The organism is Microbacterium helvum, assembly GCF_014779795.1.
GTDB classification, from domain to species: Bacteria; Actinomycetota; Actinomycetes; order Actinomycetales; family Microbacteriaceae; genus Microbacterium; species Microbacterium helvum.
On the sequence record NZ_JACXZS010000005.1, the window covers coordinates 247,309 to 273,395 of the forward strand.

General features: G+C 69.4%; 21 protein-coding genes and 1 pseudogene. 15 read left to right on the forward strand and 7 right to left on the reverse strand.

Translation table 11 applies throughout. From position 1 onward, the window contains the following. The first annotated feature begins 24 nt into the window (after positions 1–24). The 4 genes from IF188_RS09860 to IF188_RS09875 are packed head-to-tail and all read left to right on the forward strand — an operon-like array spanning position 25 to position 4,422. On the forward strand, positions 25–1,371 hold the full coding sequence (locus tag IF188_RS09860) for a class I SAM-dependent RNA methyltransferase (RefSeq protein WP_191171611.1): 1,347 nt from the start codon (positions 25–27) through the stop codon (positions 1,369–1,371). Between the two features lie 9 nt (positions 1,372–1,380). After that, a complete protein-coding gene (locus IF188_RS09865) occupies positions 1,381–2,058 on the forward strand; it encodes a response regulator transcription factor (RefSeq protein WP_191171612.1) in 678 nt (225 codons plus the stop codon). Then, the gene (locus IF188_RS09870; protein ID WP_191171613.1) at positions 2,048–3,298 is read left to right on the forward strand and encodes a sensor histidine kinase; all 1,251 of its coding nucleotides are present in this window, start codon (positions 2,048–2,050) and stop codon (positions 3,296–3,298) included. The genes IF188_RS09865 and IF188_RS09870 overlap by 11 nt, the downstream gene beginning before the upstream one ends. Continuing rightward, positions 3,295–4,422, forward strand: coding sequence for a hypothetical protein (locus IF188_RS09875; protein ID WP_191171614.1), 1,128 nt, complete (start codon positions 3,295–3,297; stop codon positions 4,420–4,422). The genes IF188_RS09870 and IF188_RS09875 overlap by 4 nt, the downstream gene beginning before the upstream one ends. A gap of 393 nt (positions 4,423–4,815) precedes the next feature. Here IF188_RS09875 and IF188_RS09880 read toward each other — a convergent pair whose 3' ends face one another. Beyond that, a complete protein-coding gene (locus IF188_RS09880; RefSeq protein ID WP_318152849.1) occupies positions 4,816–5,115 on the reverse strand; it encodes an acyl-CoA carboxylase subunit epsilon in 300 nt (99 codons plus the stop codon). Next, positions 5,112–6,701 carry an acyl-CoA carboxylase subunit beta gene (locus IF188_RS09885; RefSeq protein ID WP_396652759.1) on the reverse strand — a complete coding sequence of 530 codons (1,590 nt, stop codon included), beginning with the start codon at positions 6,699–6,701 and terminating at the stop codon, positions 5,112–5,114. Before IF188_RS09885 ends, IF188_RS09880 begins: the two co-directional genes overlap by 4 nt. A 134-nt stretch (positions 6,702–6,835) precedes the next feature. Between IF188_RS09885 and IF188_RS09890 the strand changes: the two genes are divergently transcribed. From IF188_RS09890 to IF188_RS09920, 7 genes are all read left to right on the forward strand, one after another. Further along, positions 6,836–7,648, forward strand: coding sequence for a biotin--[acetyl-CoA-carboxylase] ligase (locus IF188_RS09890; RefSeq protein WP_191171616.1), 813 nt, complete (start codon positions 6,836–6,838; stop codon positions 7,646–7,648). 70 nt (positions 7,649–7,718) lie between these two features. Further along, positions 7,719–8,309 carry a PH domain-containing protein gene (locus tag IF188_RS09895; protein ID WP_191171617.1) on the forward strand — a complete coding sequence of 197 codons (591 nt, stop codon included), beginning with the start codon at positions 7,719–7,721 and terminating at the stop codon, positions 8,307–8,309. 78 nt (positions 8,310–8,387) lie between these two features. Next, positions 8,388–9,524 carry a 5-(carboxyamino)imidazole ribonucleotide synthase gene (locus IF188_RS09900; RefSeq protein ID WP_191171618.1) on the forward strand — a complete coding sequence of 379 codons (1,137 nt, stop codon included), beginning with the start codon at positions 8,388–8,390 and terminating at the stop codon, positions 9,522–9,524. Between the two features lie 158 nt (positions 9,525–9,682). Then, positions 9,683–10,150, forward strand: coding sequence for a 5-(carboxyamino)imidazole ribonucleotide mutase (gene purE, locus IF188_RS09905; RefSeq protein WP_191171686.1), 468 nt, complete (start codon positions 9,683–9,685; stop codon positions 10,148–10,150). Beyond that, positions 10,147–11,619, forward strand: coding sequence for an LCP family protein (locus IF188_RS09910; protein WP_191171619.1), 1,473 nt, complete (start codon positions 10,147–10,149; stop codon positions 11,617–11,619). Before purE ends, IF188_RS09910 begins: the two co-directional genes overlap by 4 nt. Positions 11,620–11,621: 2 nt before the next feature. Next, a complete protein-coding gene (locus IF188_RS09915) occupies positions 11,622–12,752 on the forward strand; it encodes a glycosyltransferase (RefSeq protein WP_191171620.1) in 1,131 nt (376 codons plus the stop codon). A 75-nt stretch (positions 12,753–12,827) separates the two neighbouring features. Next, positions 12,828–15,272 (forward strand): FG-GAP repeat domain-containing protein, encoded by a 2,445-nt coding sequence (locus tag IF188_RS09920; RefSeq protein WP_191171621.1) that lies wholly within the window; start codon positions 12,828–12,830, stop codon positions 15,270–15,272. Between the two features lie 65 nt (positions 15,273–15,337). On the opposite strand, the gene IF188_RS09925 is transcribed toward IF188_RS09920, so the two are convergent. The 4 genes and pseudogenes from IF188_RS09925 to rfbB all read right to left on the reverse strand — a co-directional run bounded on the left by IF188_RS09925 (position 15,338) and on the right by rfbB (position 19,628). Then, on the reverse strand, positions 15,338–16,879 hold the full coding sequence (locus IF188_RS09925; protein ID WP_191171622.1) for a DUF2142 domain-containing protein: 1,542 nt from the start codon (positions 16,877–16,879) through the stop codon (positions 15,338–15,340). Between the two features lie 19 nt (positions 16,880–16,898). Further along, positions 16,899–18,035 (reverse strand): NAD-dependent epimerase/dehydratase family protein, encoded by a 1,137-nt coding sequence (locus IF188_RS20365; RefSeq protein WP_191171623.1) that lies wholly within the window; start codon positions 18,033–18,035, stop codon positions 16,899–16,901. Between the two features lie 40 nt (positions 18,036–18,075). Next, positions 18,076–18,624 (reverse strand): annotated as a pseudogene (locus tag IF188_RS20370) (dTDP-4-dehydrorhamnose 3,5-epimerase family protein); the annotation flags it as partial. A gap of 5 nt (positions 18,625–18,629) precedes the next feature. Then, positions 18,630–19,628: a dTDP-glucose 4,6-dehydratase gene (gene rfbB / locus IF188_RS09940; protein ID WP_191171625.1), complete on the reverse strand. Its 999-nt coding sequence runs from the start codon at positions 19,626–19,628 to the stop codon at positions 18,630–18,632. 116 nt (positions 19,629–19,744) lie between these two features. Between rfbB and rfbA the strand changes: the two genes are divergently transcribed. The 4 genes from rfbA to IF188_RS09960 all read left to right on the forward strand — a co-directional run bounded on the left by rfbA (position 19,745) and on the right by IF188_RS09960 (position 25,161). Beyond that, entirely contained in the window at positions 19,745–20,620 is an 876-nt protein-coding gene (rfbA, locus tag IF188_RS09945) for a glucose-1-phosphate thymidylyltransferase RfbA (RefSeq protein ID WP_191171626.1), read from the forward strand. Between the two features lie 95 nt (positions 20,621–20,715). Beyond that, a complete protein-coding gene (locus tag IF188_RS09950) occupies positions 20,716–22,698 on the forward strand; it encodes a rhamnan synthesis F family protein (RefSeq protein ID WP_191171627.1) in 1,983 nt (660 codons plus the stop codon). After that, positions 22,661–23,956, forward strand: a complete 1,296-nt coding sequence (locus IF188_RS09955; RefSeq protein WP_318152850.1) for an acyltransferase family protein — start codon at positions 22,661–22,663, stop codon at positions 23,954–23,956. The genes IF188_RS09950 and IF188_RS09955 overlap by 38 nt, the downstream gene beginning before the upstream one ends. Further along, entirely contained in the window at positions 23,953–25,161 is a 1,209-nt protein-coding gene (locus tag IF188_RS09960) for an alginate O-acetyltransferase AlgX-related protein (RefSeq protein ID WP_191171628.1), read from the forward strand. The genes IF188_RS09955 and IF188_RS09960 overlap by 4 nt, the downstream gene beginning before the upstream one ends. Here IF188_RS09960 and IF188_RS09965 read toward each other — a convergent pair. After that, entirely contained in the window at positions 25,155–26,012 is an 858-nt protein-coding gene (locus IF188_RS09965) for an NAD-dependent epimerase/dehydratase family protein (protein WP_191171629.1), read from the reverse strand. The two genes, IF188_RS09960 and IF188_RS09965, sit on opposite strands and share 7 nt — an antisense overlap. Between the last annotated feature and the right edge of the window lie 75 nt (positions 26,013–26,087).

Here is a 26,087-nt window from a genome sequence, read left to right on the forward strand (position 1 = left end):
ACCACCGCGGACTAGGCTCGACGGGTGAGTGCAAGCGGCGACGTCATCGACCTCGAGATCACCGATGTGGCGCACGGCGGTGTCTTCGTCGGCCGGCACGAGGGCCGTGTGGTGTTCGTGCCCGACGCGATCCCGGGCGAGAAAGTGCGCGTGCGCCTCACCGACACCGCCAAGAAGTCGTTCTGGCGGGGCGAGGCGCTCGAGGTCCTCGACGCCTCACCGCACCGGCAGCCGCACGTGTGGCGCCAGGCCGACATCGACGTCGAGCCCGAGAACCGGCCCGGCGGCGCGGACTTCGGTCACATCGAGCTGTCGCACCAGCGTGAGCTGAAGGAGCGCGTCCTCACGGACGCGCTGCAGCGGTTCGGCGGACTCGAGTCCTTCGCAGTCGGGGTCGAGAGCGCCTTCGGCGACGGCGGGACACTCTCCGACGAGACCGAGGACGGCACCGGCTGGCGGACCCGCCTCAGCCTGCACGTCGACGCGGACGGCCGCATCGGCCCGTTCGCCGCGCGCAGCCACCGTGTGATCACGGACGTCGACTTCCCCCTCGCGACCGAGCAGATCGAGCGCGCCGCGATCCAGCTGCGCGGCGGCGAGCCCGGCCGCATCGACCTGGTGCAGCCGGCGGACGGTCGCGTCCGCGTGCTGCCGCGACCGGAGCGGAGAGGGGATGCCGCACGCCGCGGCCGTGCCGCGGTCCGCGCCGCGGAGTCCGAGGTCGTGCTCGAGCGGGTCGGCGGGCGCGACTTCCGCGTCGACGCCGGAGGGTTCTGGCAGGTGCACCGCCTCGCCGCCCACACGCTCACGCAGACGGTCGCCTCGGCGCTGCAGGGTGTCCGCCCCGACGGACCGATCCGTCGCGACGGCGGCCAGTGGATCGATCCGGATGCCTGGCACCTCGACCTGTACGGCGGTGTGGGCCTGTTCGCCGCGACCCTCGGCGACCTCGGCGGCCCGACGACCCGCATCACGAGCGTCGAGTCCGATGCCCGGGCCACCGAGCATGCCGGCGAGAACCTCGCCGAGTGGGTTGGTGCCCGCGCCGAGACCGGTCGTGTCGACCGGTGGCTGGCGCGGCTGGTGGCCGAGGCATCCGACTCGGAACGCGAGCGCCTCTCGCGCGGCGTCGTCCTGCTCGATCCGCCCCGCGCGGGAGCGGGACGCGAGGTCGTGGAGCACATCACGGCGCTCTCGCCCGAGACCGTCGTCTACGTCGCCTGTGATCCCGTCGCACTCGCCCGCGACATCGCCACGTTCCGCGCCGGGGGATACGAACTCGCGCAGAGCGTGGCGGCGCTGGACCTGTTCCCCAACTCGCATCACGTCGAGGCGGTGGCTGTGCTCACCCGGGCGGGCGGCGCTCGCTAGGCTGGCGGAATGACGCGCGCGGCCTTCATCGACGACCATGAGTCGGTGCGTCTGGGACTGGAGGCCGCCTGTGCGCGCATCGGCGGGGTGCAGGTCGCGTTCTCCGGCAGCACGGTGACCGAGTACATCGACTGGCGCGCATTCTCCCGGGAATCCCCGGCGGACGTCGTGGTGCTCGACCTGACGCTCGGCGACGGCACGACCGTCACCGAGAACGTCACGCGACTCGTGCGCGACGGATCGAGCGTCATCATCCACAGCGTGGCCGACCGCCCCGCCGCGGTGCGCGAGGCGCTCGCGGCCGGAGCCGCGGGCGTCGTCAGCAAGTCCTCGCCGATCGGCGACGTGATCGCCGCTGTCGGTACGGTCGCGCGCGGCGAGCCGCTCAACAACGTCGAGTGGGCGAGTGCCGTCGAGGGCGACCGCGACTTCGCCGACGCGCAGCTGGCCGCCCGTGAACGCGAGGTGCTGCGGCTGTACGCCGCCGGGCTGCCGCTGAAGGCCGTCGCTGACCGTCTCGGGATCGCCTACTCGACGGCCAAAGAGAACATCACGCGCATCCGCGTGAAGTACGTCGAGGTGGGCCGGCCGGCGCCCACCAAGATCGACCTTCTCCATCGCGCCGTCGAGGACGGGCTCATCGACGAGCCGGCGTCCGATTCGGGGGACATCGCGCGTGGCCGCTGACGGGCAGACCGCGGTGCTCGACACCGCGTGGGCCCAGATCCCGCATTCGCGCGAGGCGACGGCGGGCATCGGATCCTTCACGCGCTCCCGCGTGGAGCGCATCATCTCGCTCGTCGCGGGTGGGCTCGGCTCGCTCATCGTGGGCTGTCAGGCCTTCCTGACCGCCCTGGGGCCCTCCGACGAACGGCCGGGCTGGCACGAGGCGCTCATGATCGCCGTCTTCGGGTCGCTCGCCGTCATGATTCTGGCCTGCGTGATCGGACGAGGCGTGCGGCTCGCGGCCGGAGCGTTCGCACTCATCTACATGCTCGCGCTCGCCGCGTGGCCGATCGCGACGGAGGGCATCGCGCCGCAGACCCTCGACGAGCCGTGGATCTGGTACCTGCTGAACCTCGCGACGCTTGCCGCGGTGCTGGCCTTCCCGTTCCCGCTGCAGATCGGCTGGACGATCCTCGCGCCGGTGCTCTTCGGCGTCGTGCGGCTCGTGCAGGGCGGCTTCACCCGCGACTACTGGATCGCCGTCAGCCTCGACGTCTCGTTCGCGCTGATCCTGGGCGGGGTGATCCTGACCCTCGGGTGGCTCTTCCGCTCGGTCGCCGTCAACGTCGACGAGACGCGCGCCCGTGCGGTGTCGTCGTACGCCCGTGCGGCGGCCGCCGACGCGGCCGAGCAGGAGCGGGTGGCGGTCGCCGCCCTCATGCACGACAGTGTGCTGGCCGCGCTGATCGCCGCCGAACGCGCCACCACGCCCCGGGAGCGCACGCTGGCCGCGGCCATGGCGCGCGAGGCGCTGACCCGCCTGGCCAACACCGAGCAGGACGCGCACGAGGGCACCGACGAGCCGCGCACGGCCGCCGCGCTCGCCGACGACATCGCCGAGGCGGCGAGCGAGCTCGGACTCGACGTCGATGTGCAGTGCGACATCGCCCCCTCCAGTCCGGTGCTGCCCGGTCGCGTCGCCCGTGCGCTGTCGCTGGCCGCGACCCAGGCGATCGCGAACGCGCTGCAGCATGCGGGTGGCGCGGGACTCGGTGTGGCCGTGTCGGCGGCCGACGGCCGCGTCCGTGTCGATGTGCACGACGCCGGCGGAGGGTTCGATCTCGACGCCGTCCCTGACGACCGCCTCGGCATCCGCGCGTCGATCATCGCCCGCGTGGCGGCGGTGGGCGGACGCGCCGATCTCGAGACCGGACCGCACGGCACCATCGTCCGCCTCGCGTGGCGGGAGAGCCAGGCGTGATCAGCGTCAAGAACGTCCTCATCCTGCTCGCGGTGGCGTTCACGGCCTACCTCGCCGCCCGCGGCCTGTGGTGGACGACCGACGACCTCCCGCAGCCGCTCGTCGTGGTGGCGGCGCTCGCCCTGTACCTCGTGACGACGTGGCTGTGCGTGTTCTGGGAGCCGACGTCGGCCTACGTGCTCTCTGCCGAGAGCGCGGCACGTGCCGACGACGCGTCCGCCGCCGACGCGTCGACCGATGCCGAGCGGAGCGAGGTGCCCGTCGAGACCGCGATCGACGGCATCCGCGGCCCCCGCGCGCTGCCGCTTGTCGCGCAGATCCTTGCGCTCGCCTGCGCGGCCATCGTTCCCAGCGCGATCGCGTTGGCCGTCGGTCCGGATGCCCGCACGCTTCCCTTCGCGACCTGGTACCTCGGCGGCATCGGCGCGCTCATGACGATCGTGATGGTCCGTCGTCGCCCGTGGACGGCCTGGTCGGGGATCCTGCTGCTGACGGTCGCGTCGATGGCGTGGATGGGGCCGGTCCAGGCGTTGTCGTTGGGCCTGGTGGGATCGATCGTGTGGGTCGCGTGCGCGCAGCTGCTCGTGCTCTCGATGGACCGAGCGGCCCGCGACACGTCGCGCCTCACGCGGCTTCAGCGCGCGGCGTCGGCGTGGCAGACTTCGCAGGTCGTGCGGCAGCGGGAGAGACGCGTGCAGGTGCAGAGGGCCCTCGCCGTCGCCGGTCCCGTGCTGACGCGGACCGTGGCCCACGGCGGCCACCTCACCGACGAGGACCGCCTCGAGGCGCGCCTGGCCGAGGGGCGCCTGCGCGACGAGATGCGCGGGCCGCGCCTGCTCGACGACGACGTGCGCGCCGAGCTGGAGCGTGCGCGCCGGCGCGGAGCGAATGTCACCGTGCTCGACGAGGGCGGCCTGGACGACGTCGACGAAGAGACGCTGAGCGTGATCCGCGCGCAGCTGGCCGAGACGCTGCGCTCGGCGAGCTCGGACCGCCTCTACATCCGCACCTCGCCGGACGCGCGGATCGCGGTGACCGTCGTCGGCCGCTCGATGTCCGTCGGCGGTCCGAGCGACGAGGACGCGGTCGACCTGTGGCGCGAGATCCCGCACCCCGGTCGCTGACGACCTGTGGGCGAGTGGATGCTCCCACGCCTGCTCGACCCGGAGGCCCGGGCCGCCGGCATCCATGAATCCTGAAGCCGCCGCAGCGGACGCGTTCGTCCCCCGCCCAGCAGGGGGAGGGGACGCCAGGCGGGGAACGTGACCGGAGGAGGCGAGGGGCGGCGAAGCCGCCCGCCCCTCGCCTGGCGGACGGTTACCCGAAAACCGTCCGCATGGCCGGATCCGGGGCATCCGCAGAGCGGATTCGGATCGGCCGAACGCAGAAGCGTTCCAGCGATACAAGTATCGCGGGGTCGCAAGAGGCTTGTCTGTAGGTATTTCGGGGGACAAACGCTGTCCCCCCGCTGAGCCCTTCGCCTGCCCAGGCCTCGGCAGGGTCAGGCTTCGGCAGGCTCAGCCGAATCGGCCCCAGCCGAGGTCGCGATTCAGCGGCCGCCGCATCGAGCGGGCCGACAGCTCCCAGCCGGATCGCTGCGTGCGGTCCTCGGCGACGGCCTCGGAGGCCTCGCCGGTGTAGGCCTGGCTGACGACCGCGATGAGGGCCGCGAGCTCTTCGTCGGTCGGGTTGCCGCGGCGCACGTCGATCGTGACGCCCCGGTCGCCGGCGGGGCCCACGCCGCCCGTGGCTCCGCCCGACGCCTCAGCGGCGGGTGGAGAGGCCGGGGGGATCGGCATTGCGTCCGCGATGCTCACAGCGGGATGTTCCCGTGCTTCTTGGGCGGCAGGCTGGCGCGCTTGCCGCGCAGCGCCCGCAGGGCCTTCGCGATCGAGACGCGCGTCTGGGCCGGCTCGATGATGCCGTCGAGCTCGCCGCGCTCGGCGGCGAGGAACGGGGAAGCCACGTTGTAGGTGTACTCGTTGGCCAGGCGGGTGCGCACCGCGGCGACGTCTTCGCCGGCCTCTTCGGCGCGCTTGATCTCGCCGCGGTACAGGATGTTGACCGCGCCCTGGCCGCCCATGACGGCGATCTCGGCGGTCGGCCACGCGAGGTTGATGTCGGCGCCGAGCTGCTTCGAGCCCATCACGATGTACGCGCCGCCGTACGCCTTGCGGAGGATCACGGTCACGAGCGGCACCGTCGCCTCGGCGTACGCGTACAGCAGCTTCGCACCGCGGCGGATGACGCCGGTCCACTCCTGGTCGGTGCCGGGAAGATAGCCGGGCACGTCGACGAGCGTGACGATCGGGATCGAGAACGCGTCGCAGAAGCGCACGAACCGGCTCGCCTTCTCGCCGGCCTCGATGTTGAGGGTGCCGGCCATCTGCGAGGGCTGGTTGGCGATGATGCCGACCGAGCGGCCCTCGATGCGGCCGAAGCCGATCACGATGTTGGGGGCGAACAGCGGCTGCACCTCGAGGAAGTCCTCGGCGTCCACGATGCCGCGGATCACCTGGTGGATGTCGTAGGGCTGGTTCGGCGAGTCCGGGATCAGCGTGTTCAGTGCGCGGTCGGCATCGGTGGTCTCGAACTCGAACCCGGTCTCGTAGACAGGGAGCTCCGCCATGTTGTTGTCGGGCAGGAACCCGAGCATCGAGCGGACGTAGTCGATCGCGTCGTCCTCGTCCTCGGCGAGGTAGTGGGCGACGCCGGATCGCGTGTTGTGCGTGTGCGCGCCGCCGAGCTCCTCCATGCCGACGTCCTCGCCGGTCACGGTCTTGATGACGTCCGGGCCGGTGACGAACATCTGGCTGGTCTTGTCGACCATGACCACGAAGTCGGTGAGTGCGGGGGAGTACACCGCGCCGCCTGCGGCCGGGCCCATGATGATCGAGATCTGCGGGATGACGCCCGACGCGGCGGTGTTGAGGCGGAAGATCTCGCCGTACTTGCCGAGCGCGATCACGCCTTCCTGGATGCGGGCGCCGCCCGAGTCGAGGATGCCGATGATGGGGATGCCGCTGCGGAGGGCGAACTCCATGACCTTGATGATCTTGTCGCCCGCGGCCTCGCCGAGCGAACCGCCGAAGGTCGAGAAGTCCTGCGAGTACACCGCCACGGTGCGGCCGTGGATCGTGCCGACGCCGGTGACGACCGAGTCGCCGTACGGCCGCGAGCGGTCCATGCCGAAGGCGGTGGTGCGGTGGCGCACGTATTCGTCGAGCTCGACGAAGCTGCCGGTGTCGAGCAGCTGCTCGATGCGCTCGCGGGCGGTGCCCTTGCCCTTCGCGTGCTGCTTCTGCTTGGCGTTCTCCTCGGGGTCGAGGACGGCCTCCTGATAGCGGGCACGGAGGTCGGCGATCTTGCCGGCGGTCGTCGAGAGGTCGGGCTGCTCGGTCACGGATTCCACCCTATCGGCGGGGTGGCGCGATCCGTTGGAGGGTTCGCACAAGGGGTTGTGGCATCCGCTGTCTCTCCCCGTGCGCCGATCGCGCCCTCGCCACCGCCGGAATCGGCACGAGTACCGTGAGCGTCATGTCGTTCCCGCCGGAGGGGTATCCCCTCACCGCCGCCGTCAGCCCCCGCGTGCAGGTCGTGCCCACGACCGGCTCGACCAACGCCGACGCGGTGCGGCATGTCATCGATGCCCCCGACCAGTGGCCGCACCTGTCGCTGCTGCTGACGACGGATCAGCGCGCCGGTCGCGGGCGCCTCGACCGCACGTGGGTGACGCCTCCCGGATCGGCGCTGGCCGTGTCGGTCGTGCTGGACGCCGCCGTCATCCCCGCCCCGTCGCGCGGCTGGATCCCGCTGATCGCCGGCGCGGCGATGACCCGTGCCGTCGCCGCCCAGCTGGTGGGCACGGCGCATTCGACCACGCTCAAGTGGCCGAACGACGTCCTGGTCGATGGGCGCAAGCTGTGCGGCATCCTCGCCGAGATCGTCCCTGGACACCCCGACGTCGTCGTGGTCGGCTCGGGAGTGAATACGAGGATGCCGGCGGCCGAGCTTCCCGTCGACACGGCTGTCTCGTTCCAGGCCCTCGGGCAGACGTGCGACGAGGACCGCCTGCTGGCCGACTATCTCGGGGCGCTCGACGAGCAGCTCACGGCCCTCGCCGCCGCACGCGGCGATGCCGCCGAGGCGGGCGTGCTCGCCGAGATCGAGGCACTGTGCGGCACCCTCGGCGCCGACGTCGCAGTGTCGCTGCCGGACGGTGAGACACTGCGAGGCCGTGCGCAGCGCATCGACCCCGACGGGCGACTCGTGGTCGTGCAGGACGGCGAGTTCGAGAGCGCCGTGTCGGCCGGCGACGTCGTCCACGTGCGGCGCGCGGCCGGCCTCTGAAGACCTGCCGGCACGACGACACACGGCGGGCGCACGGCCCCGTGTCGGCGGGAACGGTCACAATGGAGCCATGACGCAGCCGTTCGGGCTGGGCGGCAGACCGCTCACACCGGCCCCCGGCGCGCCCACGCCCGAGCTGCTCGTGGCGAAGTTCCGCGGCCATGCCCGTCGCCTGTTCTGGTCGGCGCTCGTCCTCATCGCCGTCGCCGGCGCGTGCGGCTACTTCTACGGGAATCTTCCGGCCGGCCTTCAGGACTGGATGCTGTTCGCCGCCGCCGGCGCGATCGTGCTGCTGCTCGTGCTGCTGCCCTTCCTGGTGTGGTGGGGTCGCGTCTACACGATCACGACGCGTCGCGTGCTGGAACGGCGGGGCGTGTTCTCGGTGCGCCGTCGTGAACTGGCGCACGTGCGCGGCTACACCCTGAAGGTCAAGCGCGGACTGCTGCAGCGCATGTGGGGCGCCGGCACGATCACGCTCAGCAACGGCGTCGACGAGCCGCTGCGCCTCGCGAACATCCCCTCGGTCGAACTCGTGCACGAGGCGCTCGTCGACCAGGTCGAGGTGAACCAGATCCTCGCGCACCGCGACGCGCAGCCGCTGCCCCCGGGCGTTCCGCCCATGCCGCCCCCGCCGACCGGACCGACCGCTCCGCTCGGTTGAGCCGTCCATCGCGCGCCGCGCGTGCGGGATGATGGATGCGGCGCCCTCGAAGGCGCCGTGCAGTCGAGAGGGAGTCGCATGACACTGCGTGTCGGAGTCGTCGGGGGCGGGCAGCTGGCCCGCATGATGATCGCGCCGGCGGTCGAGCTCGGTGTCGAGCTGCGGGTGCTGGCCGAGGATGCCGGGATGTCGGCATCCCTCGCCGCCACCGCGGTGGGCGACTACCGCGACGCCGACACCGTGCTCGGGTTCGCCCGCGACGTCGACGTGGTCACGTTCGACCACGAGCACGTCCCGCAGGATGTGCTCGCCGCGCTCGTCGACGCCGGGGTGGCCGTGCATCCGGGTCCCGACGCGCTGCGCTTCGCGCAGGACAAGCTGCTGATGCGTGCCCGCCTGCAGGAGCTCGGGATGCCGCAGCCCGACTGGGCGGCCGTCACCGACGCCGACGAGCTGCAGGCCTTCATCGACGACCACGGCGGCCGCGCCGTCGTGAAGACCCCCCGCGGCGGCTACGACGGAAAGGGCGTGCGCGTCGTCTCGGCCGGGACGGAGGCCGAGGACTGGTTCGCGACCCTCGCCGAGGACGCCCACGGCGGGGCGCTCCTGGTCGAGGAGCTCGTCGACTTCACACGCGAGCTCGCGCAGCAGGTCGCCCGTCGCCCTTCCGGCGACCTGCGCGTCTACCCGGTGGTCGAGACCGTGCAGCGTGACGGCGTGTGCGCCGAGGTCATCGCACCCGCTCCGCATGCGGGCGACCGGCTGCCGCAGGTGGCCGCGCAGATCGGCGCGGGCATCGCCGAGGGCCTGGGAGTGACGGGGATGCTGGCGGTCGAGCTGTTCCAGACGACCGACGAGCGTCTGCTGGTCAATGAGCTCGCGATGCGGCCGCACAACAGCGGCCACTGGAGTCAGGACGGCGCCGTCACGAGCCAGTTCGAGCAGCACCTGAGGGCCGTGCTCGACCTTCCGCTCGGCGACACCGAACCGGTGGCGGACTGGTCGGTGATGGTGAACATCCTGGGCGGGCCGGCCGAGGGCGGGCTCGACGCGCGCTTCGCGGCGGCGATGGCCGAGCACCCGCAGGCGAAGGTGCACACGTACGGCAAGGCGCCGCGTCCCGGCCGAAAGGTCGGTCACGTCAACGTCGTCGGCGACGATCTCGACGACGTCGCCTACCAGGCCCGGGCGGCGGCATCCGTCTTCCTCGACTGACGCTCCTGGTCCCTGAGCTGGTCGAAGGGCCGTCCCGGGCCCGTCCAAGGACCGTGTGGTTGCGGGGGATTTCCAGCCATCACCCCTACCCTTGACGGGTGACCGGCGCGCTCGAAACCCCCCTGCACTCCTCCGACACTCCGCTGGTCGGCGTGGTGATGGGCTCCGACTCGGACTGGCGCGTGATGAGCGACGCCTCGCAGGCGCTCACCGACTTCGGGATCCCGCACGAGGTCGAGGTCGTCTCGGCCCACCGCACCCCCGACAAGCTGATGCGCTACGGGCGCGAGGCACGCGCCCGCGGCCTGCGGGCCATCATCGCCGGCGCCGGTGGCGCGGCCCACCTCCCGGGCATGCTGGCGTCGGTCACCGCGCTGCCGGTCATCGGCGTGCCGGTGCAGCTTGCGACCCTCGACGGCATGGACTCGCTGCTCAGCATCGTGCAGATGCCCGCCGGCATCCCCGTCGCCACCGTGTCGATCAACGGCGCCAAGAACGCGGGCCTGCTCGCGGCGCGCATCCTGGGGGCGGGCGATCCGGCGATCGCCGACCGCGTCGAAGCGTACGCGCGCGATCTCGAAGATCAGGTCGAGCTCAAGAACCGGCGGCTCAAGGAGTCGCTGTGAGCGTCGCCAGCCCACCGCGCCAGACGAGCAGACCACCCGCGGCCGCGGTCGTCGAGGAGCGTCCGCTGCGGCATCCCGACACCGCGTCGCGCTCGTTCATGACCCGCCGCGGGTGGTGGCTGGTGGTGCTGAACTTCCTCATCCCCGGATCGGCGCAGGCCGTGGCGGGCAACCGCCGGCTCGGGCGCTTCGGCCTCGGCGCGACGCTCGTGATGTGGGTCGTGCTCGTGATCACGCTGCTGTTCGCGATCCTCGCGCCGACCGCGGGCCTCAGCCTCATCACCGCCGCGTGGCTGCCGGACTGGCTCGGACTGCTCAGGCCGCTGCCGCTGCTGATCGTGCAGGGCGCCCTGATCGCGTACGCCGTGCTGTGGATCGTGCTCACGATCGACACGCTCCGGCTCGTGCGTCTCGTGAAGACGGGAACGGGCGCGCGCTTCGGCATCGCCGCCCTCGCGATCGCGCTCATGGTCGTCGCCAGCGGCACGGCGGCATACGCGCAGAGCGCCGTCGGCTCGGTGAGGGGCGGCCTGGGGATCTTCCGGGCGACCGGTCCGGTCGTGCCCCCCGACGACGGCTACTACAACATCCTGCTGCTGGGCGCAGACAGCGGCGAGGGTCGCGACTCGATGAGGTTCGACAGCATCTCGGTGGTGTCGATCAACGCCGAGACCGGGGCGACCACGATCACCGGCATCCCGCGTGACATGCCGGAGTTCCCGTTCGCCGACGGGCCCATGAAGGACCGCTATCCGAACGGGCACGAAGGACACGCCGACCCGGACTGCGGCTGGGGGAGCGGCATCAACCAGCTGCGCACCGAGGTCGAGGTCTGTCAGGACGGCTCCGAGCTGTACCCGAACGCGAAGAGCGAGGCATCCTCGCCCGGCGTCGAGGCGACCAAGGACGCCGCCGAGGGCATCCTCGGCATCAAGATCCCCTACTACGTCTTCATCGACATGCACGGTTTCGCGTCGCTCGTCGATGCGCTCGGCGGTGTCGACATCAACGTCACCGAGCGCCTGCCGAAGGGCGGACCGCCCGAGGGGGTGGATCCGCACGACGTCGATGCGTGGGCGATCGGCTGGATCGAGCCCGGTCAGCAGCACATGGACGGCGACACCGCGCAGTGGTACGCCCGCTCGCGATACACGACGAGCGACTTCGACCGCATGCGACGCCAGCGTGAGCTGCAGGAGGCCATCCTCGCGCAGTTCAAGCCCGATGTCGTGCTGACGCGGTTCAACGAGGTGGTGGCGGCGGGCACGGATCTCGTCGAGACCGACCTGCCGCAGTCGCTCATCCCGACACTCGCCGACCTCGGTCTCAAGGCCAAGTCGCAGCCGGTGCAGACCGTCGAGCTGACGCCCGCCGGCGGAATCGACGAGTTCCACCCGGACTACGCGTACATCGCCGAGCTGATCCAGACCACGCTGCACCCGCCGACCCCGACCTCGTCGGGGGAGTGATCGTGGTCGCCACCCTCAGGGTCGTCCTCGACCAGCTCGTCGCGCCCACCGAGCCCGCACTCGCCGAAGCGTCGCGCGAGCTGGCACGCGCACTCGTCATCGCGGCCCCCGCCGGCTGCGAGGTCGAAGCCATCGCGCCGGCGGGCGGGGTGGAGTCGCTGTCAGCCGACGTTCCCGGGCTGGCTGACGTGCGGCGCACCGCCCTCGCGCGCCGCGAGCTGGCGGCGGCTCTGCAGCTCGGCGTCGGAACCGGCATCGGCGGCGGAATGGTGCACTCGCCGTCGCTCTTCGCGCCGCTCGTGCGCCACGACCGCGTGCACGACCACGACCAGACCGTCGTCACCGTGTGGGACCTGCGCCCATGGGAGGCGCCCGCCGAACTGCCCCGCGGCGTCGCCGCCTGGCACAGGGGCATGCTCAAGCGCGCCGTCCGGCACGCCGACGCCGTCGTCGTGCCGACTCATTCGCTCGCGGCCCGGCTCCTGGAGGTCGCGCCCGGTCTTGCGGATCGCGTCCGCGTCGTCGCCGGTGCCGCGCCGACGGGATTCGCCGTGCCCGTCGATGAGATCGGTCGCCGCCGCGATCTGGGTCTTCCCGAGGGCTTCATCCTGATCGCGGCGGGCACGCTCGCCTCGGAAGGATTGGATGCCGGCCTCGCCGCGGTCGCGTCGTCCGGTGTCGACCTGCCCGTGGTGGTCATCGACGTCGCAGACGGCGACGAGCCCGCTGTCGCCGATCTGGCCTCGGCCGCCGGCATCCCGGAACGCAGGATCCACGTGCGAGGCGCCCTGGACGTCGCCGACCGCGGCGCCGTGTTCGGCGGTGCCGTCGCGGTCGTCGCGCCGTCGCGGCGCGCGGCCTTCCCGTGGCGTGTCGTCGATGCGCTCGCGCTCGGGGTGCCGGTGATCGCCGCCTCGTCGGCCGTGCACGATGAGGTCGTGCTCGACGGCGGGACGCTGGTGGACGCATCCGATCCCGCCGGCCTCGCGGAAGGACTCGGCGACGCGCTCGCGACTGCGCTCGGCACGACCGCGGCGGCCGCGCGGCTCGGCGTGCTCGCAGGCGATCGAGGCCGGGCGTTCTCGTGGCGGGAGGCCGCCGACAAGGTCTGGGCCCTGCACGCCGAGCTCTGAGGCAACCGGACACAATCGTGGGCGAACCGGCGAGGCTGCCGCCGAATCCGCAACCGGTCAACCACACTGAAACCCGTGACCTCGCGAGAGAACGACCGCAGCCGCACCCCGGCGCGGCGTTCCGTGGGCCTGCTCGCCGCCCTCCTCAGCCTGATCGGTGCACTGCTGCTGGCCCCCGCGCCGGCGCTCGGCACACCTGCCGACACCGGACGACCCGAGGCCGCCGTCGCGACGGTCGATGCTGCGACCACCGGCGTCGTCAAGACCGCCGACCTGTCGAAGTTCCAGGCGGGCAACATCATCAGCGACGCCGTCTTCTTCGATTCGGGGACCATGACGGCCACGCAGATCCAGCAGTTCCTGCAGGCCAAGGTGCCCACCTGCCGGTCCGGGTACACGTGCTTGAAGGACTGGTACGACACCGCGCGGACCACCACGGCCGACGCCATGTGCGGCGCGTACTCCGGGGGCGTGCGCGAACGCGCGTCGACGATCATCTACAAGGTCGCGCGCGCGTGCGGCATCAACCCGCGGGTCCTCCTGGTGATGCTCGAGAAAGAGCAGGGGCTCGTCAGCCACGTGTGGCCGAGCGAGTGGCGCTACACCATCGCGATGGGGCAGGGATGCCCCGACACGGCCGCCTGCGACACCCGCTACTACGGATTCTTCAACCAGGTGTACGGGGCGGCGTGGCAGCTCAAGCGCTACGCCAATCCGCCCGGGACGAGCCAGTTCTTCACGTGGTACGCGCCCGGCAAGACCTGGAACATCCGCTGGCATCCGAATGCCGCCTGCGGATCTGCGCCCGTGTACATCCAGAATCAGGCGACCGCGAACCTCTACTACTACACGCCGTATCAGCCGAACGCCGCCGCGATCCGTGCCGGGGCAGGCGTGGGTGACAGCTGCTCGAGCTACGGCAACCGCAACTTCTACCGCTACTTCACGGACTGGTTCGGTTCCACGCGGGTCGTGCCCCCGAAGCTCGACTCGCTCGACTCCTCGACGTATCTGCTCGCTCTTGACACGACCGGTGGGCTGTGGGGCTACCCCACGACGACGTCGGGGGTCTGGGGCGACCACGTCCTGCTGGCGAGCGGCCTCACGAAGATCAAGAAGATCATCGCGAACGGAGATTTCAACGGAGACGGCCACCGCGACATCATCGGGATCGACACCTCGAACGTTCCCTGGCTCTACACCGGGACCGGTTCGAAGCTCTCGGCCGCGACGCGTCTGCCCGTCAGCTGGTCGGATGCGCGGCTGATCGCCGCGGCCGGCCTCTTCAACGCCGATGCGCATCCGGACGTGCTCACAGTCGACGCGAAGGGCCGCCTCCTGCTCTGGTCCGGCACTGCGCTGGGCGGATTCACCGGCCCGCGCGTCGTGGCCGAGGGTTTCGGACCGATCGACCTGCTCACCGGAGCCGTCGACATGACGGGGGATGGACTCCCGGATGTCCTGGGGCGCACGACGGCGGGGAATCTGCAGCTGTATGCCGGAAACGGATCCGGCGGGATCGCGAGCACACGCGTGATCGGCTCCGGATGGTCGGTGATGACTTCGGTGATCAGTCCCGGCGACTTCACGGGCGACGGCAAGCCGGATGTCCTCGCCACGAACAGCGCCGGCGAACTGGTGCTCTACCCGAACGTCGGCGATGGCTCCATCGCCAACGGTCCGGTGGTGGGTTCCGGATGGACGGTCATGCGCGACATGTCCAACTCCGGCCCTAGGCCGTCCGGGGTCCGGGTGTTCGCGGCCGGTGCCGGCGACGCGAACGCCGACGGCGCCATCGACGTCATCGCGCGGACGAGCGCAGGCAGCCTGCTGCTCTATCCCGGAAACGGCAAGGGCGGCTGGCGGACGACGACGACGATCAGCAGCAAGTGGGGAAAGTCGAAGTTCGTGACGATCGGCGACTTCGACGGCGACGGCGTGACCGATCTCGCCAAGCTCGCGGCCAACGGCGACCTCTTGTTCTACCCCGGCAAGCGGACAGGCGGGTACACCGCGTCGAAGTGGATCGGCGGTGGCTGGAACCGGTTCGATCTGGTCGTCGGCGGGATCGACTTCGACGGGGATCGCAAGCTCGACCTCATCGCGCGTGATCCGTCAGGCGTCCTCTATCTGTATCGCGGAAACGGCGCCGGCGGCTGGGTGACCGGACAGGGACAGGCCATCGGCAGTGCGTGGTGGATGTTCGACACCGTCTTCAGCATCGGAGACTTCGACGGCAATCAGCGTGCCGGACTGGTCGGACGCCGGGCGGACGGAACCCTCTGGCTGTACCCGATGACGGGCACCGGCAAGTGGGGGACCCCCCGACAGATCGGAACGAGCTGGAACGGCATCACCGCTGTCTTCAGCCCAGGGAACTTCGACGGCAAGGGCGGGCCCGATGTCCTCGCCCGGATGCCGAACGGGGACCTGCGCCTGTACCGCGGAGACGGCAAGGGCGGATGGTCCGGCGTCAGCACGATCGGCACGGCCTGGAACGGCATGCTGCAGATCGGCTGAAATCCGACGGACCAGGAGCGATGCCGCTCGACCGCGACGGCCGTGCTGTCGTCGTGAGGCGGGGTTCAGCCCTCGCTCGCGGCGGGCAGCGGCGACGAGACGCGTGCATCGATGCGGGTTCGGCGTACTCGTGTGATGAGTGCGTGCGCGAGCAGCGCCAGGGCCGCTGTGAACGCGACCGAGCCGACCACCCAGACGACTGTGGGCTGGGGAACGCCGGATTCCCACCACCAGCTGTCTGCGGTGCTCAACGAGACGCCGGGGGCGTCAGCGAGCGTATAGCGCCGGATGTTGCTGTAGAGCGCGATGGCGTTGGCGATGGCGAGGATCGCCGCGACCGTCCAGATCTGCAGCCTTGACGCGGTGGGCACGCGTCTGCCGACCGGGAAGAGAGCGAACCCCACGAACATCATGATGAGGGGCAGCAGGTACCGGGGGTGCACGAGACCGCCCACCTCGGTGAGACTGCGCTGCAGCAGGTAAAGAGGGAGGAAGGCCAGTGCGAGCCCGGTTCCCGCGAGGACGAGCGCCTTCCGCCAGCTCATCGAGACGAGTCCGGTGAAGATCGCTGCCGATGCCGCGAACAGCGTGCCGACCCACACCATCGGCGGGATGGCGACGTCGTTCCAGCCGAGCGGCCACGTGCCCAGTGAGCCGACCCACAGGGAGGGGAGCGCCAGGAAGTTGTGCACCAGGAGCCCGAGCCCCTGCTGGGCGCTGCCACCGCTGCCCGGGGCGACACCGTTCTGCCAGATGCCGATCTGCTGTGCCGACAGGAACAGCGCGAAGCACACGATCGCGAGGGCCGCGGGCAGGATGACCGAGAGCCAGAACCTCCGCCCGAGTCCGCGGCGGGAGGCGAGCAGCACGGCCGCGCCCATGCCGAGCACGGCGTATGCGGCCATGTCCGAGCGGGCGCCCGCTCCGATGACCGCCGTCAGCGCTGCCAGCACCGCGAGCGTGATCCTGCGCCAGCCCGACGTCTCGAAGAATCCGAGCATGGCCAGCCACAGGGTGCCGCCCGCGAGCACGGCCCAGCCGTTGGCATTGACCGAGGCGACGAGGAACACGCCCCAGGGGATCATCGTCACGGCGAGGGAGATGACCAGGAGAGGACGCCTTCGGGCCGGAAGCGCGATGAACAGGGCTGTCGTGATCAGCACGAACAGGAGACTGTTCACGATGCGGACGGTGATCACGGAGGCGGGAACGTTGTCCGACGCGAAGACGCTCATCACGGCGTAGTAGATCGGAGAGTAGTAGTGCGCCGTCGCGTTCACATGCTCGGTGAGCACGAGCTTGTTCGGATCGTCGCCGAGCTCTTCGGCCTGGCAGCCGGCCGAGATGTCGGACCGGAACGCGAAGCACTGCGAGCCGACCGTCGCCCACGGAACCAGCTTGCCCGCCTCGCCCGGCTCGCTCTCGCAGAGTCCTTCACGGTCGCCCGCGCCGCACCAGATGCTCGCGATGTGGAAGTTCTCGTCGGGGGCGCCGCCGACCGGCGAAGCCACGGCCCACGAACTCAGCGCGACCATGAGCAGCAGTGGGACGAGCAGAAGAAGACGGTATCTACGCGAGGGCTCGACTCGATCGCGGGGGTGGGGCACGTGGCGAGTATAGCCGGGGCTACTTGAGCAGATTTCGGGCGCTCATCTCCGCGAGCGACCTGTCGTAGTCGTCGAGCTCGGTCGGCTCGGTCTGCACCCATTCGACGAATCGACGGATGCCGTCCACGAACGGGGTCCGTGCCTCGAAGCCCAGCAACTCCCGTGCTCGCGTGGTGTCGGCGAGGTTGTGGCGGATGTCGCCTGTGCGGAATCTGCCGGAGACCACGACCGGCACGGTTGTGCCGAAGGCCTGGAAGAGCGCGTCCACCACATCGAGCACCGACGTGGAGACGCCGGAGCCGATGTTCATCACCGAGCCCCCGACGCCTGGCATGGTGCAGGCCCGCGCCGTGGCCTCGACGGCGTCGTCGATGAAGACGAAGTCGCGGCTCTCATGACCGTCCTCGAAGATGTCGATCGGCTTCCCCTGGCGGATGAGCGTGGAGAAGATGGCGAGGATGCCGGTGTACGGGTTCTTCAGCGACTGGCCCGGCCCGAAGACGTTCTGGAAGCGCAGCGACACAGCCTCGACCCCGATGGAGGCCGCGGTCGTCATGATCAACGACTCCTGTGCCTGCTTGGTGATGCCGTAGATCGACGACGGCTGCAGCGGGGCGGTCTCGGGAGTGGGGATGAGCTCGAGCGCGGTCTCTCCGGGCATGTGCACGTCGAAATCGCCCGCTGCGACATCTGCGGCGTCCCGATAAGGGGGGAAGACGGTCTTGCCGTCCGACGTGCGGTAGGCGCCTTCGCCGTAGACCGAACGCGACGACGCCACGATGATGCGCCGGACCGAATGCGGCGCGTTGACGAGCAGGTCGAGCAGCTTGGCCGTCCCGCCGACATTGGTCTGGACGTATCGATCGATTTCGTACATCGACTGGCCGGTGCCGGTCTCAGCCGCCAGGTGCACGATCACCGAGGTGTCGGCGAGCGCGTTCGACAGGTCCGTGCTCGATGTGACGCTTCCGACATTCACCTGGGCATAGCCGTCCAACGACCGCAGGAGCGGGGAAGTCGTGGTCGGGTCTTCGCCGTGGACCTGTCGGACGAGCGAGTCCAGCACGGTGACCCGGTGGCCCTCGGTCGCGAGGCGGCGGGCGAGGGCCGAACCGATGAAGCCGGCGCCGCCGGTGATGAGCACGCTTTCGGGCATGGCTGGTCCAGTCGGAGGGATGCGCGGGGGGTCAGGTCGCGACGGGCGTCACGCCGGCGAGCCGCGGGTGCTGACGATCCTTCTCCGACAGCTCTGCGTCCTCCAGTGCGATCGGCCACGGCACGGCCACCGTCTCGTCTGCAAGATTCAGGAAAGTGTACTCGGCGTTCGGCGTCCAGTGGTCGTTCACGAGGTACGTGTACGCGGTGTCGGGCTCGAGCGTCTGGAACGCGTTTCCGACGCCGCGGGGAACGAAGATCGCTGTCGCGGGATCGATCTCGGTTGTGAAGACGGTGCCGAAGCCGTCGCCGGCACGAAGGTCGACCCAGGCCCCGAACACCCTCCCCGTGGCCACCGAGATGAACTTGTCCCACGGTTCCGCGTGGATGCCGCGCGTCGTCCCCACGCTGCGATTGAACGAGATGTTGTTCTGCACAGGGCCGAGGTCGGGAAGGCCGAGATCGAGCAGCTTCGCGCGCTGCCAGTTCTCCTTGAACCAGCCGCGGTTGTCGCCGTGGACGGGGATGTCGATCACGGTGAGCCCGGGGATCGGGGTGGCCCGCACGGCGAGCGTCTTTCCGTACTCCATGCTCGTCAGTGCCCCGTCACCGCGTACTTGGCTTCGGCTTCGGCCTTCTGGGGGCGCCACCAGGCCTCGTTCGCGCGGTACCACGCGACCGTGGCTGCGATCCCTGCGCGGAAGTCGCGGTATCGCGGTTCCCAGTCCAGCTCGTCGCGCAGCTTCGACCAGTCGATCGCGTAACGCTTGTCGTGGCCGGGACGGTCGACGACGAGGTCATACGCGTCGGTGGGCACGCCCATCTCTTCGAGGATGATCTCGACGACGTCGCGGTTCGACTTCTCACCGTCCGCGCCGATCAGATAGGTCTCGCCGATCCGGCCACGCTCGAGGATCCTCAGCACCGCCGAGGAGTGGTCGTCGGCGTGGATCCAGTCGCGGACGTTCCGTCCGTCGCCGTACAGCCGGGGTCGCACGCCGTCGATCACGTTCGTGATCTGCCGCGGGATGAATTTCTCGACATGCTGCCGCGGACCGTAGTTGTTCGAGCAGTTGCTGATCGTGGCGGCCACCCCGAACGAACGGACCCAGGCGCGCACCAGAAGGTCGGATCCCGCCTTCGTGGACGAATACGGGCTCGACGGGTTGTATGGCGTCGACTCGGTGAACCGATCGGGATCATCGAGTTCGAGGTCGCCGTAGACCTCGTCGGTGGAGATGTGATGAAGGCGCGTACCCGTGGCCCGCGCCGCTTCCAGAAGAGTGAAGGTGCCGACGAGGTTCGTCTGGACGAAGGGCGCGGGGCCGCTCAGCGAGTTGTCGTTGTGCGACTCCGCCGCGTAGTGGACGACGGCGTCGTGCGCCGCGAAGAGTTCGGTCACGAGCGACGCGTCGCAGATGTCTCCCTGGACGAACCGGAAGCGCTCGGCCGGGAGGCCTTCGAGGGAGGCGAGACTCCCGGCGTAGGTGAGCTTGTCGAGCACGGTCACCGACATGTCGGTGTTCTCGAGTACGTAGTGCACGAAGTCGGATCCGATGAATCCTGCGCCGCCGGTCACGAGGAGGTTGTCCATTCGATCGAGTTTACCCGCTGTCGCTCCGGCGCCCGTGGTGAAGGGAGTGGAGGGGAGGGGGCACAGGGCCCGGCGCGCGCGGGTGCCTCAATCACCTCTGTGACACACTGGTGTGCATGCGCGGCATCGTTCTCGCCGGGGGCACCGGCTCCCGCCTGCACCCGATCACGCTCGGAGTCTCCAAGCAACTCGTGCCGGTCTATGACAAGCCGATGATCTATTACCCGCTCTCGACGCTCATGCTCGCCGGCATCCGTGACATCCTCGTCATCACGACGCCGCACGACGCCGACCAGTTCGAGCGGCTCCTGGGTGACGGATCGCAGTTCGGCATCTCGTTGACGTACGCCCAGCAGCCGTCGCCGGACGGCCTGGCTCAGGCCTTCGTGATCGGCGAGGAGCACATCGGGAGCGACACGGCGGCGCTGGTCCTCGGCGACAACATCTTCTACGGACAGGGCATGGGCACGCGCCTGCGGCGGTACGAGTCGCTCACCGGTGCGGCCGTCTTCGGCTACTGGGTCGCGGATCCGAGCGCGTACGGCGTCGTGGAGTTCGATGCCAGCGGGAGGGCGCTCAGCCTCGAAGAGAAGCCGGCACAGCCGAAGAGCCACTTCGCGATCCCGGGCCTCTACTTCTATGACAACGACGTGGTCGAGATCGCGAAGAGTCTGCGCCCCTCGGCGCGGGGCGAGCTGGAGATCACGGACCTCAACCGGATCTATCTCGAGCGCGGTCAGCTCCAGGTGGAGGTGCTCCCGCGTGGCACGGCCTGGCTGGACACCGGGACGTTCGACTCGCTCAGCGAGGCTACGGAGTTCATCAGGACGGTGCAGAAGCGGCAGGGGCTGTCGATCGGAAGCCCGGAAGAGGTCGCCTGGCGCCTGGGGTTCCTCACCGACGACGAGCTTCGCGCCCGCGCCGAACCGCTCGTGAAGAGCGGCTACGGCACTTACCTGCTCGAGATCCTCGCTCAGGGGCGCCACAGCTAGGCGGGTAGAATCACGGGGGCCGGCGATCAGTACTGCCGCCGCCCATCAGCTTGCGCGGTGACCGTTCTGCCGCATCTAGGAGTCAGCCTTTGCATATGGAGCAACGTGCCAACGCGGTCGAACCGGTCGCCTTCCCTGCCGACGGCCGCCGGATCGTCTTCTATCTTCTCCATGACAGCCGCGGCGACGTCGACGACTACGTCGTCTACAAGCTCCGCGAGCTGAGGCCGTTCGTCCAGCACATCTTCGTCGTCGTCAACGGCGAGCTCACCGACGAAGGCCGCTCGAGGCTGGACCAGGTCGCCGACACGGTGTGGGTCCGCGACAACGTCGGATTCGACGTGTGGGGATACAAGACCGCGATGGCGCGCTTCGGCGCCGACAGGCTCGCGGAGTTCGACGAGCTGATCTTGATGAACTACACGTGGTTCGGCCCCGTCGGGTCCTTCGCGCCCGTGTTCGACCGGATGAACGAGCAGCCGGTCGACTTCTGGGGGATGACCGACTACGGTGCAGAGACCCCCAATCCGTACACGCGCACGGGCGTGCTCCATCGTCATCTGCAGTCACACTGGATCGCCGTTCGCAGGAGCATGTTCACGAGCGATGAGTGGCGCGTGTACTGGGACGAGATGCCCGTGATCACCACGTACACGGAGTCGATCCTGACCCATGAGTCTCGGTTCACGCACCACTTCGAAGAGCTCGGCTTCACCTCGGCCGTAGCGTTCGCCGTCGACGACTACCCTTCTCAGCACCCGGCGCTGCTGAACGCGGACCTGCTGCTCGACGACGGGTGCCCGGTGCTGAAGCGCCGTGCGTTCTTCCACTACCCGCCGTATCTCGATCGCCACGCGGTCATCGGGCGCTGGACCATCGAGAAGGCGGCGTCCTACGGCTATCCGGTGGAGATGCTCTTCCAGAACCTCGTGAAGAACTCGCAGCCGAAGTCCCTGTACGCCGACGCCTCGATGATGGAGGTGCTCCCCGATGTCGACGTGTCGTACGACCCGGGGCACCCTCTGCGACTGGCCGCGGTCGCGCACATCTTCTATGAGGACATGACCGACGAGCTGCTCGACCGCCTGGTGATGCTGCCTTCCGCGTTCGATCTGTTCATCACGACCACCGACGACGAGAAGGCCGCGCACATCCAGGCCGTCCTGGATCAGCGCGCCGATGAGAAGGTCGCCCGCTCAGAGATCCGTGTGCTGCCCTCCAACCGGGGGCGCGACCTCAGCGCTTTCTTCATCGCGTGTCGTGACGTCCTGGAACCCGGCCGCTACGACCTGGTGGTGAAGATCCACTCGAAGAAGACCGTCCAGGACTCGTACAACGCGGGTCGCTACTTCAAGTACCAGCAGCTGGACAACGTGCTGAACTCGCCCGGGTATGCGGCGAACGCGGTCGCCCTCTTCCAGAAGGAGCCGGGGCTCGGCCTCGCGTTCCCTCCGATGATCCACGTCGGCTACCCCACGATGGGGCGCGGGTGGTACGCGAACCGTGCGCCCGCGGAAGCCCTGGCCAAGGACCTCGGCATCCGGGTCCCGTTCGACGACATCTCGCCGCTCGCGCCGTACGGGTGCTTCTGGTACGCGCGCCCGGAGGCGCTGAGGCTCCTGGTCGATCACGAGTGGACGTACGAGGAGTATGCCGCTCCGGATCAGCATCGCGACGGAAGCCTGGCGCACGTGCAGGAGCGGCTGATCTCGTACGCCGCCGCTGAGCTCGGGTACCACACACGCACGATCTCCGCCCTCGAGCACACGGCCATCAGCCATGTGGCCCTCGACTTCAAGCTCGATCAGATGGGCGCGACCATGCCCGGCTATCCGATCGACCAGATCCAGTTCCTCCACCGCGCGGGATGGCTCGGACACGGCGGGATCGTCGCTCTGACCCGGGTCTACCTCAAGCTGAACCACCCGAAGATCGCTGCGACGCTGCGCCCGCTGGAGCGACCGGCGCGCATCGCCCACGCTTGGCTGTGGCGGATGCGGCACCGTGCGGAGCTCAAGCGGAACCGCGAGGAGGTGGCCGGTGACCTCGCTGAAGGAGAGCTTCGATCCTCGCAATAACAGCATCGGGTTCCTCCGATGGCTGATGGCCTTCATGGTCATCTTCTCGCACGCCGGACCGCTGGGCGGCTTCTACGGTGGTCATGATCTGGGCACCCAGTGGAGTGACGAGCAATCACTCGGCGGCGTGGCCGTCGCGGGATTCTTCTTCCTGTCCGGCTTCCTCATCACCAAGAGCAAGATGGGTCGCGCCTCGACGCCGAGGTACTTCTGGCGACGGATCATGCGCATCTTCCCGGGGTGGTTCCTCATCCTGCTGGTGACCGCGTACGTGTTCGCTCCGATCGCATGGATGCAGGAGCACGGCTCGATGGACGGCTTCTGGAATGCGACCGTCGACTCTCCGTTCACGTACTTCTCGAACAACATGTGGCTGCCGCTGATGCAGCACAACATCGCCGGCATGGGGACGAGCATCCCCTTCTACACGCAGCACGGCGGCTTCGAGTGGAATGGCTCGGCATGGACGCTCGCGTTCGAGTTCGGCTGCTACATCCTGGTGGCGATCCTGGGAGTCATTGGCGCGCTGTCGCACCGCATGGTCGGCGGCATCATCGCGACGGGGATCATCCTCCTGGCGATGATGCAGTGGTTCGGCATCGGCAATCTCTCGGCTCTCACGCCGGCCTTCGGCGACTACCGCGTTCTGCTCCTCTACGCCCCGTTCGCCTTCGGCATCCTCTTCGCGCTGTTCGGCGACAGGATCCCGATCGACAATCGACTGGCGATCGCGTGCGTCCTCATCGCAGGGTTCACCTACGCCAAGGGCGGGTGGCTGATCGTCGGCCAGTACGCCTTCTGCTACATCCTCATGTGGTTCGCGATCAAGGCGACCAAGCTGAAGAACTGGGACAAGCACGGCGACTTCTCGTACGGGATCTACATCGTCGCCTGGCCGTTGATGCAGTTCAGCGCGTACTTCGGGCTGCAAGAGGCCGGCTGGCTGGTGTACCACCTCGTCATCGTCGTGGGATGCCATGTCTACGCCTACCTGAGCTGGCATCTCATCGAGCGTCCGGCTCTTCAGCTGAAGGACTGGACTCCGCGGTGGCTTGCCGCCGTGCTCGCACGCACCGAGCGACCGCGCCACGCCGCGCTGGACTGGCTGGACCCGGGACGTGCTGCACCGCGGACCGCGCCCGTGGTCCCCGGGACTACGGCACCGCAGGCGCTGACGCGGAGCCCTGATCCGGCACCGCTGACAGCAGGCGACGCGACGACGGAGTCGGTCGGAGCAGGACGGACGGAGCGCGCATGAGCGGTACCGGTGGCGCCGACATCGTCCACGGGTCTGGACTGCCCAGTCCCCGCTGGTGGCGTCGGTACAAGGACATCCCGCTCATCGTCCTGGCGATCCTGTCCCTCATCGCGGCGCTGATCGGCTGGGTCACGCAGTACCGGCTCGACGAGGCGGCTGCGCAGCCTGCTCCGGTCGCATCGGGGGACCCCGGCGACCCGTCCGTGGCGGCGGCCTGCAGGCCGCCGATCGCGACACCGGAGAGCGAGCCATGGATCGATGCCGACGGTGGCGGAGAGGCGACGTGGAAGGCGAACTCGGCTGAGCTGGAGGATCCGGTCGTCCTCGGGCGTGACGGCTGGGCGTTCTACAACGACCAGGTGGAAGAGAACTTCTCCCAGGCGGTCGGACGGAGGTACCTCACCGTCGCCGAGGCCGATGCGTGGCACGACTACTTCGCTTCGCTGCAGTCGGGTCTCGCCGAGCAGGGGATCGAGCTCTCGATCCAGGTCAGCCCGTCTGCCAGCAGCGTCTATCCGCAGCAGCTTCCGGAGTGGACCGACGGCATCTTGGGATCGACTCCGCTCGATCAGTTCCTCGCGGCCTCTCCTGATCTTCCCATCGTGGACTTCCGCAGTGCGCTGCGCGCAGCATCGGAGTCTGACACGGTCTACACCCCCGTGAACAGCCACTGGACGGATTGGGGCGGTTACGTGGCGTGGCAGGCCTACGCGGGGTGTCACGACTCGATGTACCCGGGCGAGGAGGCGCTGTGGGTGCCGGCGGTGTCCGGTGTCGAGAGCACCCGCATCTACAACGAGTACGCCCCTTACGGTGTTCCGGACACGGGGCCGGAGTGGACCGTGCCCGCGTTCGACGAGACCTTCGCGGATGTGGCGGTGACCGATTCGCAGGGCGTCACCGCCACGGTCAACGGTGAGGACCCTGTCGATCTCTCCAAGCTCCCCGCCGCGACGTCGACCGAGGGCGCGAAGACCGCGAAGACGGCACTCATCCTCCGGGACTCGATGGGCAACGCCCTGTCACCGTACTGGGGGCAGACGTTCGAGAAGACCTGGCAGATCCAGCATCGATACGACGACTGGTCGAACCCGCCCAACTTCCGCGCGCTCGTCGACCAGTATCACCCGGACGTGGTGATCGTGCAGCTCGCTGAGCGCCATCTCGCCAACGCGCCGGCAGTCGGGATCACGCCCGGCTACTGAGCGACGGTCGTGTCGCCTTCTCGCGCCATCACCTCGCGGATGATGGTGGCGTCGCCCCACACGCCGGGTGAGTCGTACGGCCGGTCGGGGAACGCCCCGTACTCGAGCGTCAATCCCAGGTCGTGCGCCGCGATGAAGTCCTCGACCTGCGCGGCCAGCGATTTCGGCGTTCCCGAGCAGCAGTTCACCGTGCCGACGACATCGTGCGCGTCGGTCAGCGCCGCGATCTGTCGACCGAGCTCGTCCACCGGGATGAAGTCGTACAGGTTGCGCCCCGTCGTGAAGGGGAACGCCGTCCGGCCTTGGTCGGCAGCATCCAGCAGCTTGCGGAAGATGGACTCGCTGCGCCGATCGTCGCCGTAGATGTAGTACGCGCGCACCCACGCCAGCGAGGCGGTCTCCGGCAGCGCCAGGGGAAGGGCTCGTCGCAGCGCGTCCTTCGCGATCCCATACTGCGACAGCGGCGACGTCGGCGTGTCGGCCTGGATGGGGCCCTCCCAGTAACCGACCTCGTGCATCGTGCCGAGAGCGACGATTCTCGCCACGCCGTTCTCAGCGAGCCTGGTCAGGAGCCGGAAGTGTGAGGACAGCTGTGACATGTGGGCGGGCGAATTGTGGCGGAACCCGTCCTTCCATGCGAGGTGCACGACGGCGTCGGGGAGCGGTCCCCAGATGTCCGGGTCGAAGTCGTCCTCGAGGATGTCGGCCTCGACGACGCGCGCACGCGGGTCGAGCTCGACCGCGCCCTGCCGGCGGACCGTCGCCACGACCTCGTTGCCTCGATCCAGGAGAGCGGTGACCACGTGAGGGCCGATGTATCCCCCGGCTCCGGTGACGACGACTCGTGACATTCCGATCCCTTCGCGCGACCGTCGGCGGTGGTCGCCGGTCGGTCCAGCGCGCCCGCTCCGGTGCTCTCACACGAG

Excerpts from the sequence above, each read along its gene's own strand:
- IF188_RS09865 (WP_191171612.1), top strand. The coding sequence starts at position 1,381 with ATGACGCGCGCGGCCTTCATCGACGACCATGAGTCGGTGCGTCTGGGA.
- IF188_RS09890 (WP_191171616.1), top strand. The coding sequence starts at position 6,836 with ATGTCGTTCCCGCCGGAGGGGTATCCCCTCACCGCCGCCGTCAGCCCC.
- IF188_RS09895 (WP_191171617.1), top strand. The coding sequence starts at position 7,719 with ATGACGCAGCCGTTCGGGCTGGGCGGCAGACCGCTCACACCGGCCCCC.
- IF188_RS09900 (WP_191171618.1), top strand. The coding sequence starts at position 8,388 with ATGACACTGCGTGTCGGAGTCGTCGGGGGCGGGCAGCTGGCCCGCATG.
- purE (WP_191171686.1), top strand. The coding sequence starts at position 9,683 with ATGGGCTCCGACTCGGACTGGCGCGTGATGAGCGACGCCTCGCAGGCG.
- IF188_RS20365 (WP_191171623.1), bottom strand. The coding sequence starts at position 18,035 with ATGCCCGAAAGCGTGCTCATCACCGGCGGCGCCGGCTTCATCGGTTCG.
- rfbB (WP_191171625.1), bottom strand. The coding sequence starts at position 19,628 with ATGGACAACCTCCTCGTGACCGGCGGCGCAGGATTCATCGGATCCGAC.
- rfbA (WP_191171626.1), top strand. The coding sequence starts at position 19,745 with ATGCGCGGCATCGTTCTCGCCGGGGGCACCGGCTCCCGCCTGCACCCG.
- IF188_RS09950 (WP_191171627.1), top strand. The coding sequence starts at position 20,716 with ATGGAGCAACGTGCCAACGCGGTCGAACCGGTCGCCTTCCCTGCCGAC.
- IF188_RS09960 (WP_191171628.1), top strand. The coding sequence starts at position 23,953 with ATGAGCGGTACCGGTGGCGCCGACATCGTCCACGGGTCTGGACTGCCC.
- IF188_RS09965 (WP_191171629.1), bottom strand. The coding sequence starts at position 26,012 with ATGTCACGAGTCGTCGTCACCGGAGCCGGGGGATACATCGGCCCTCAC.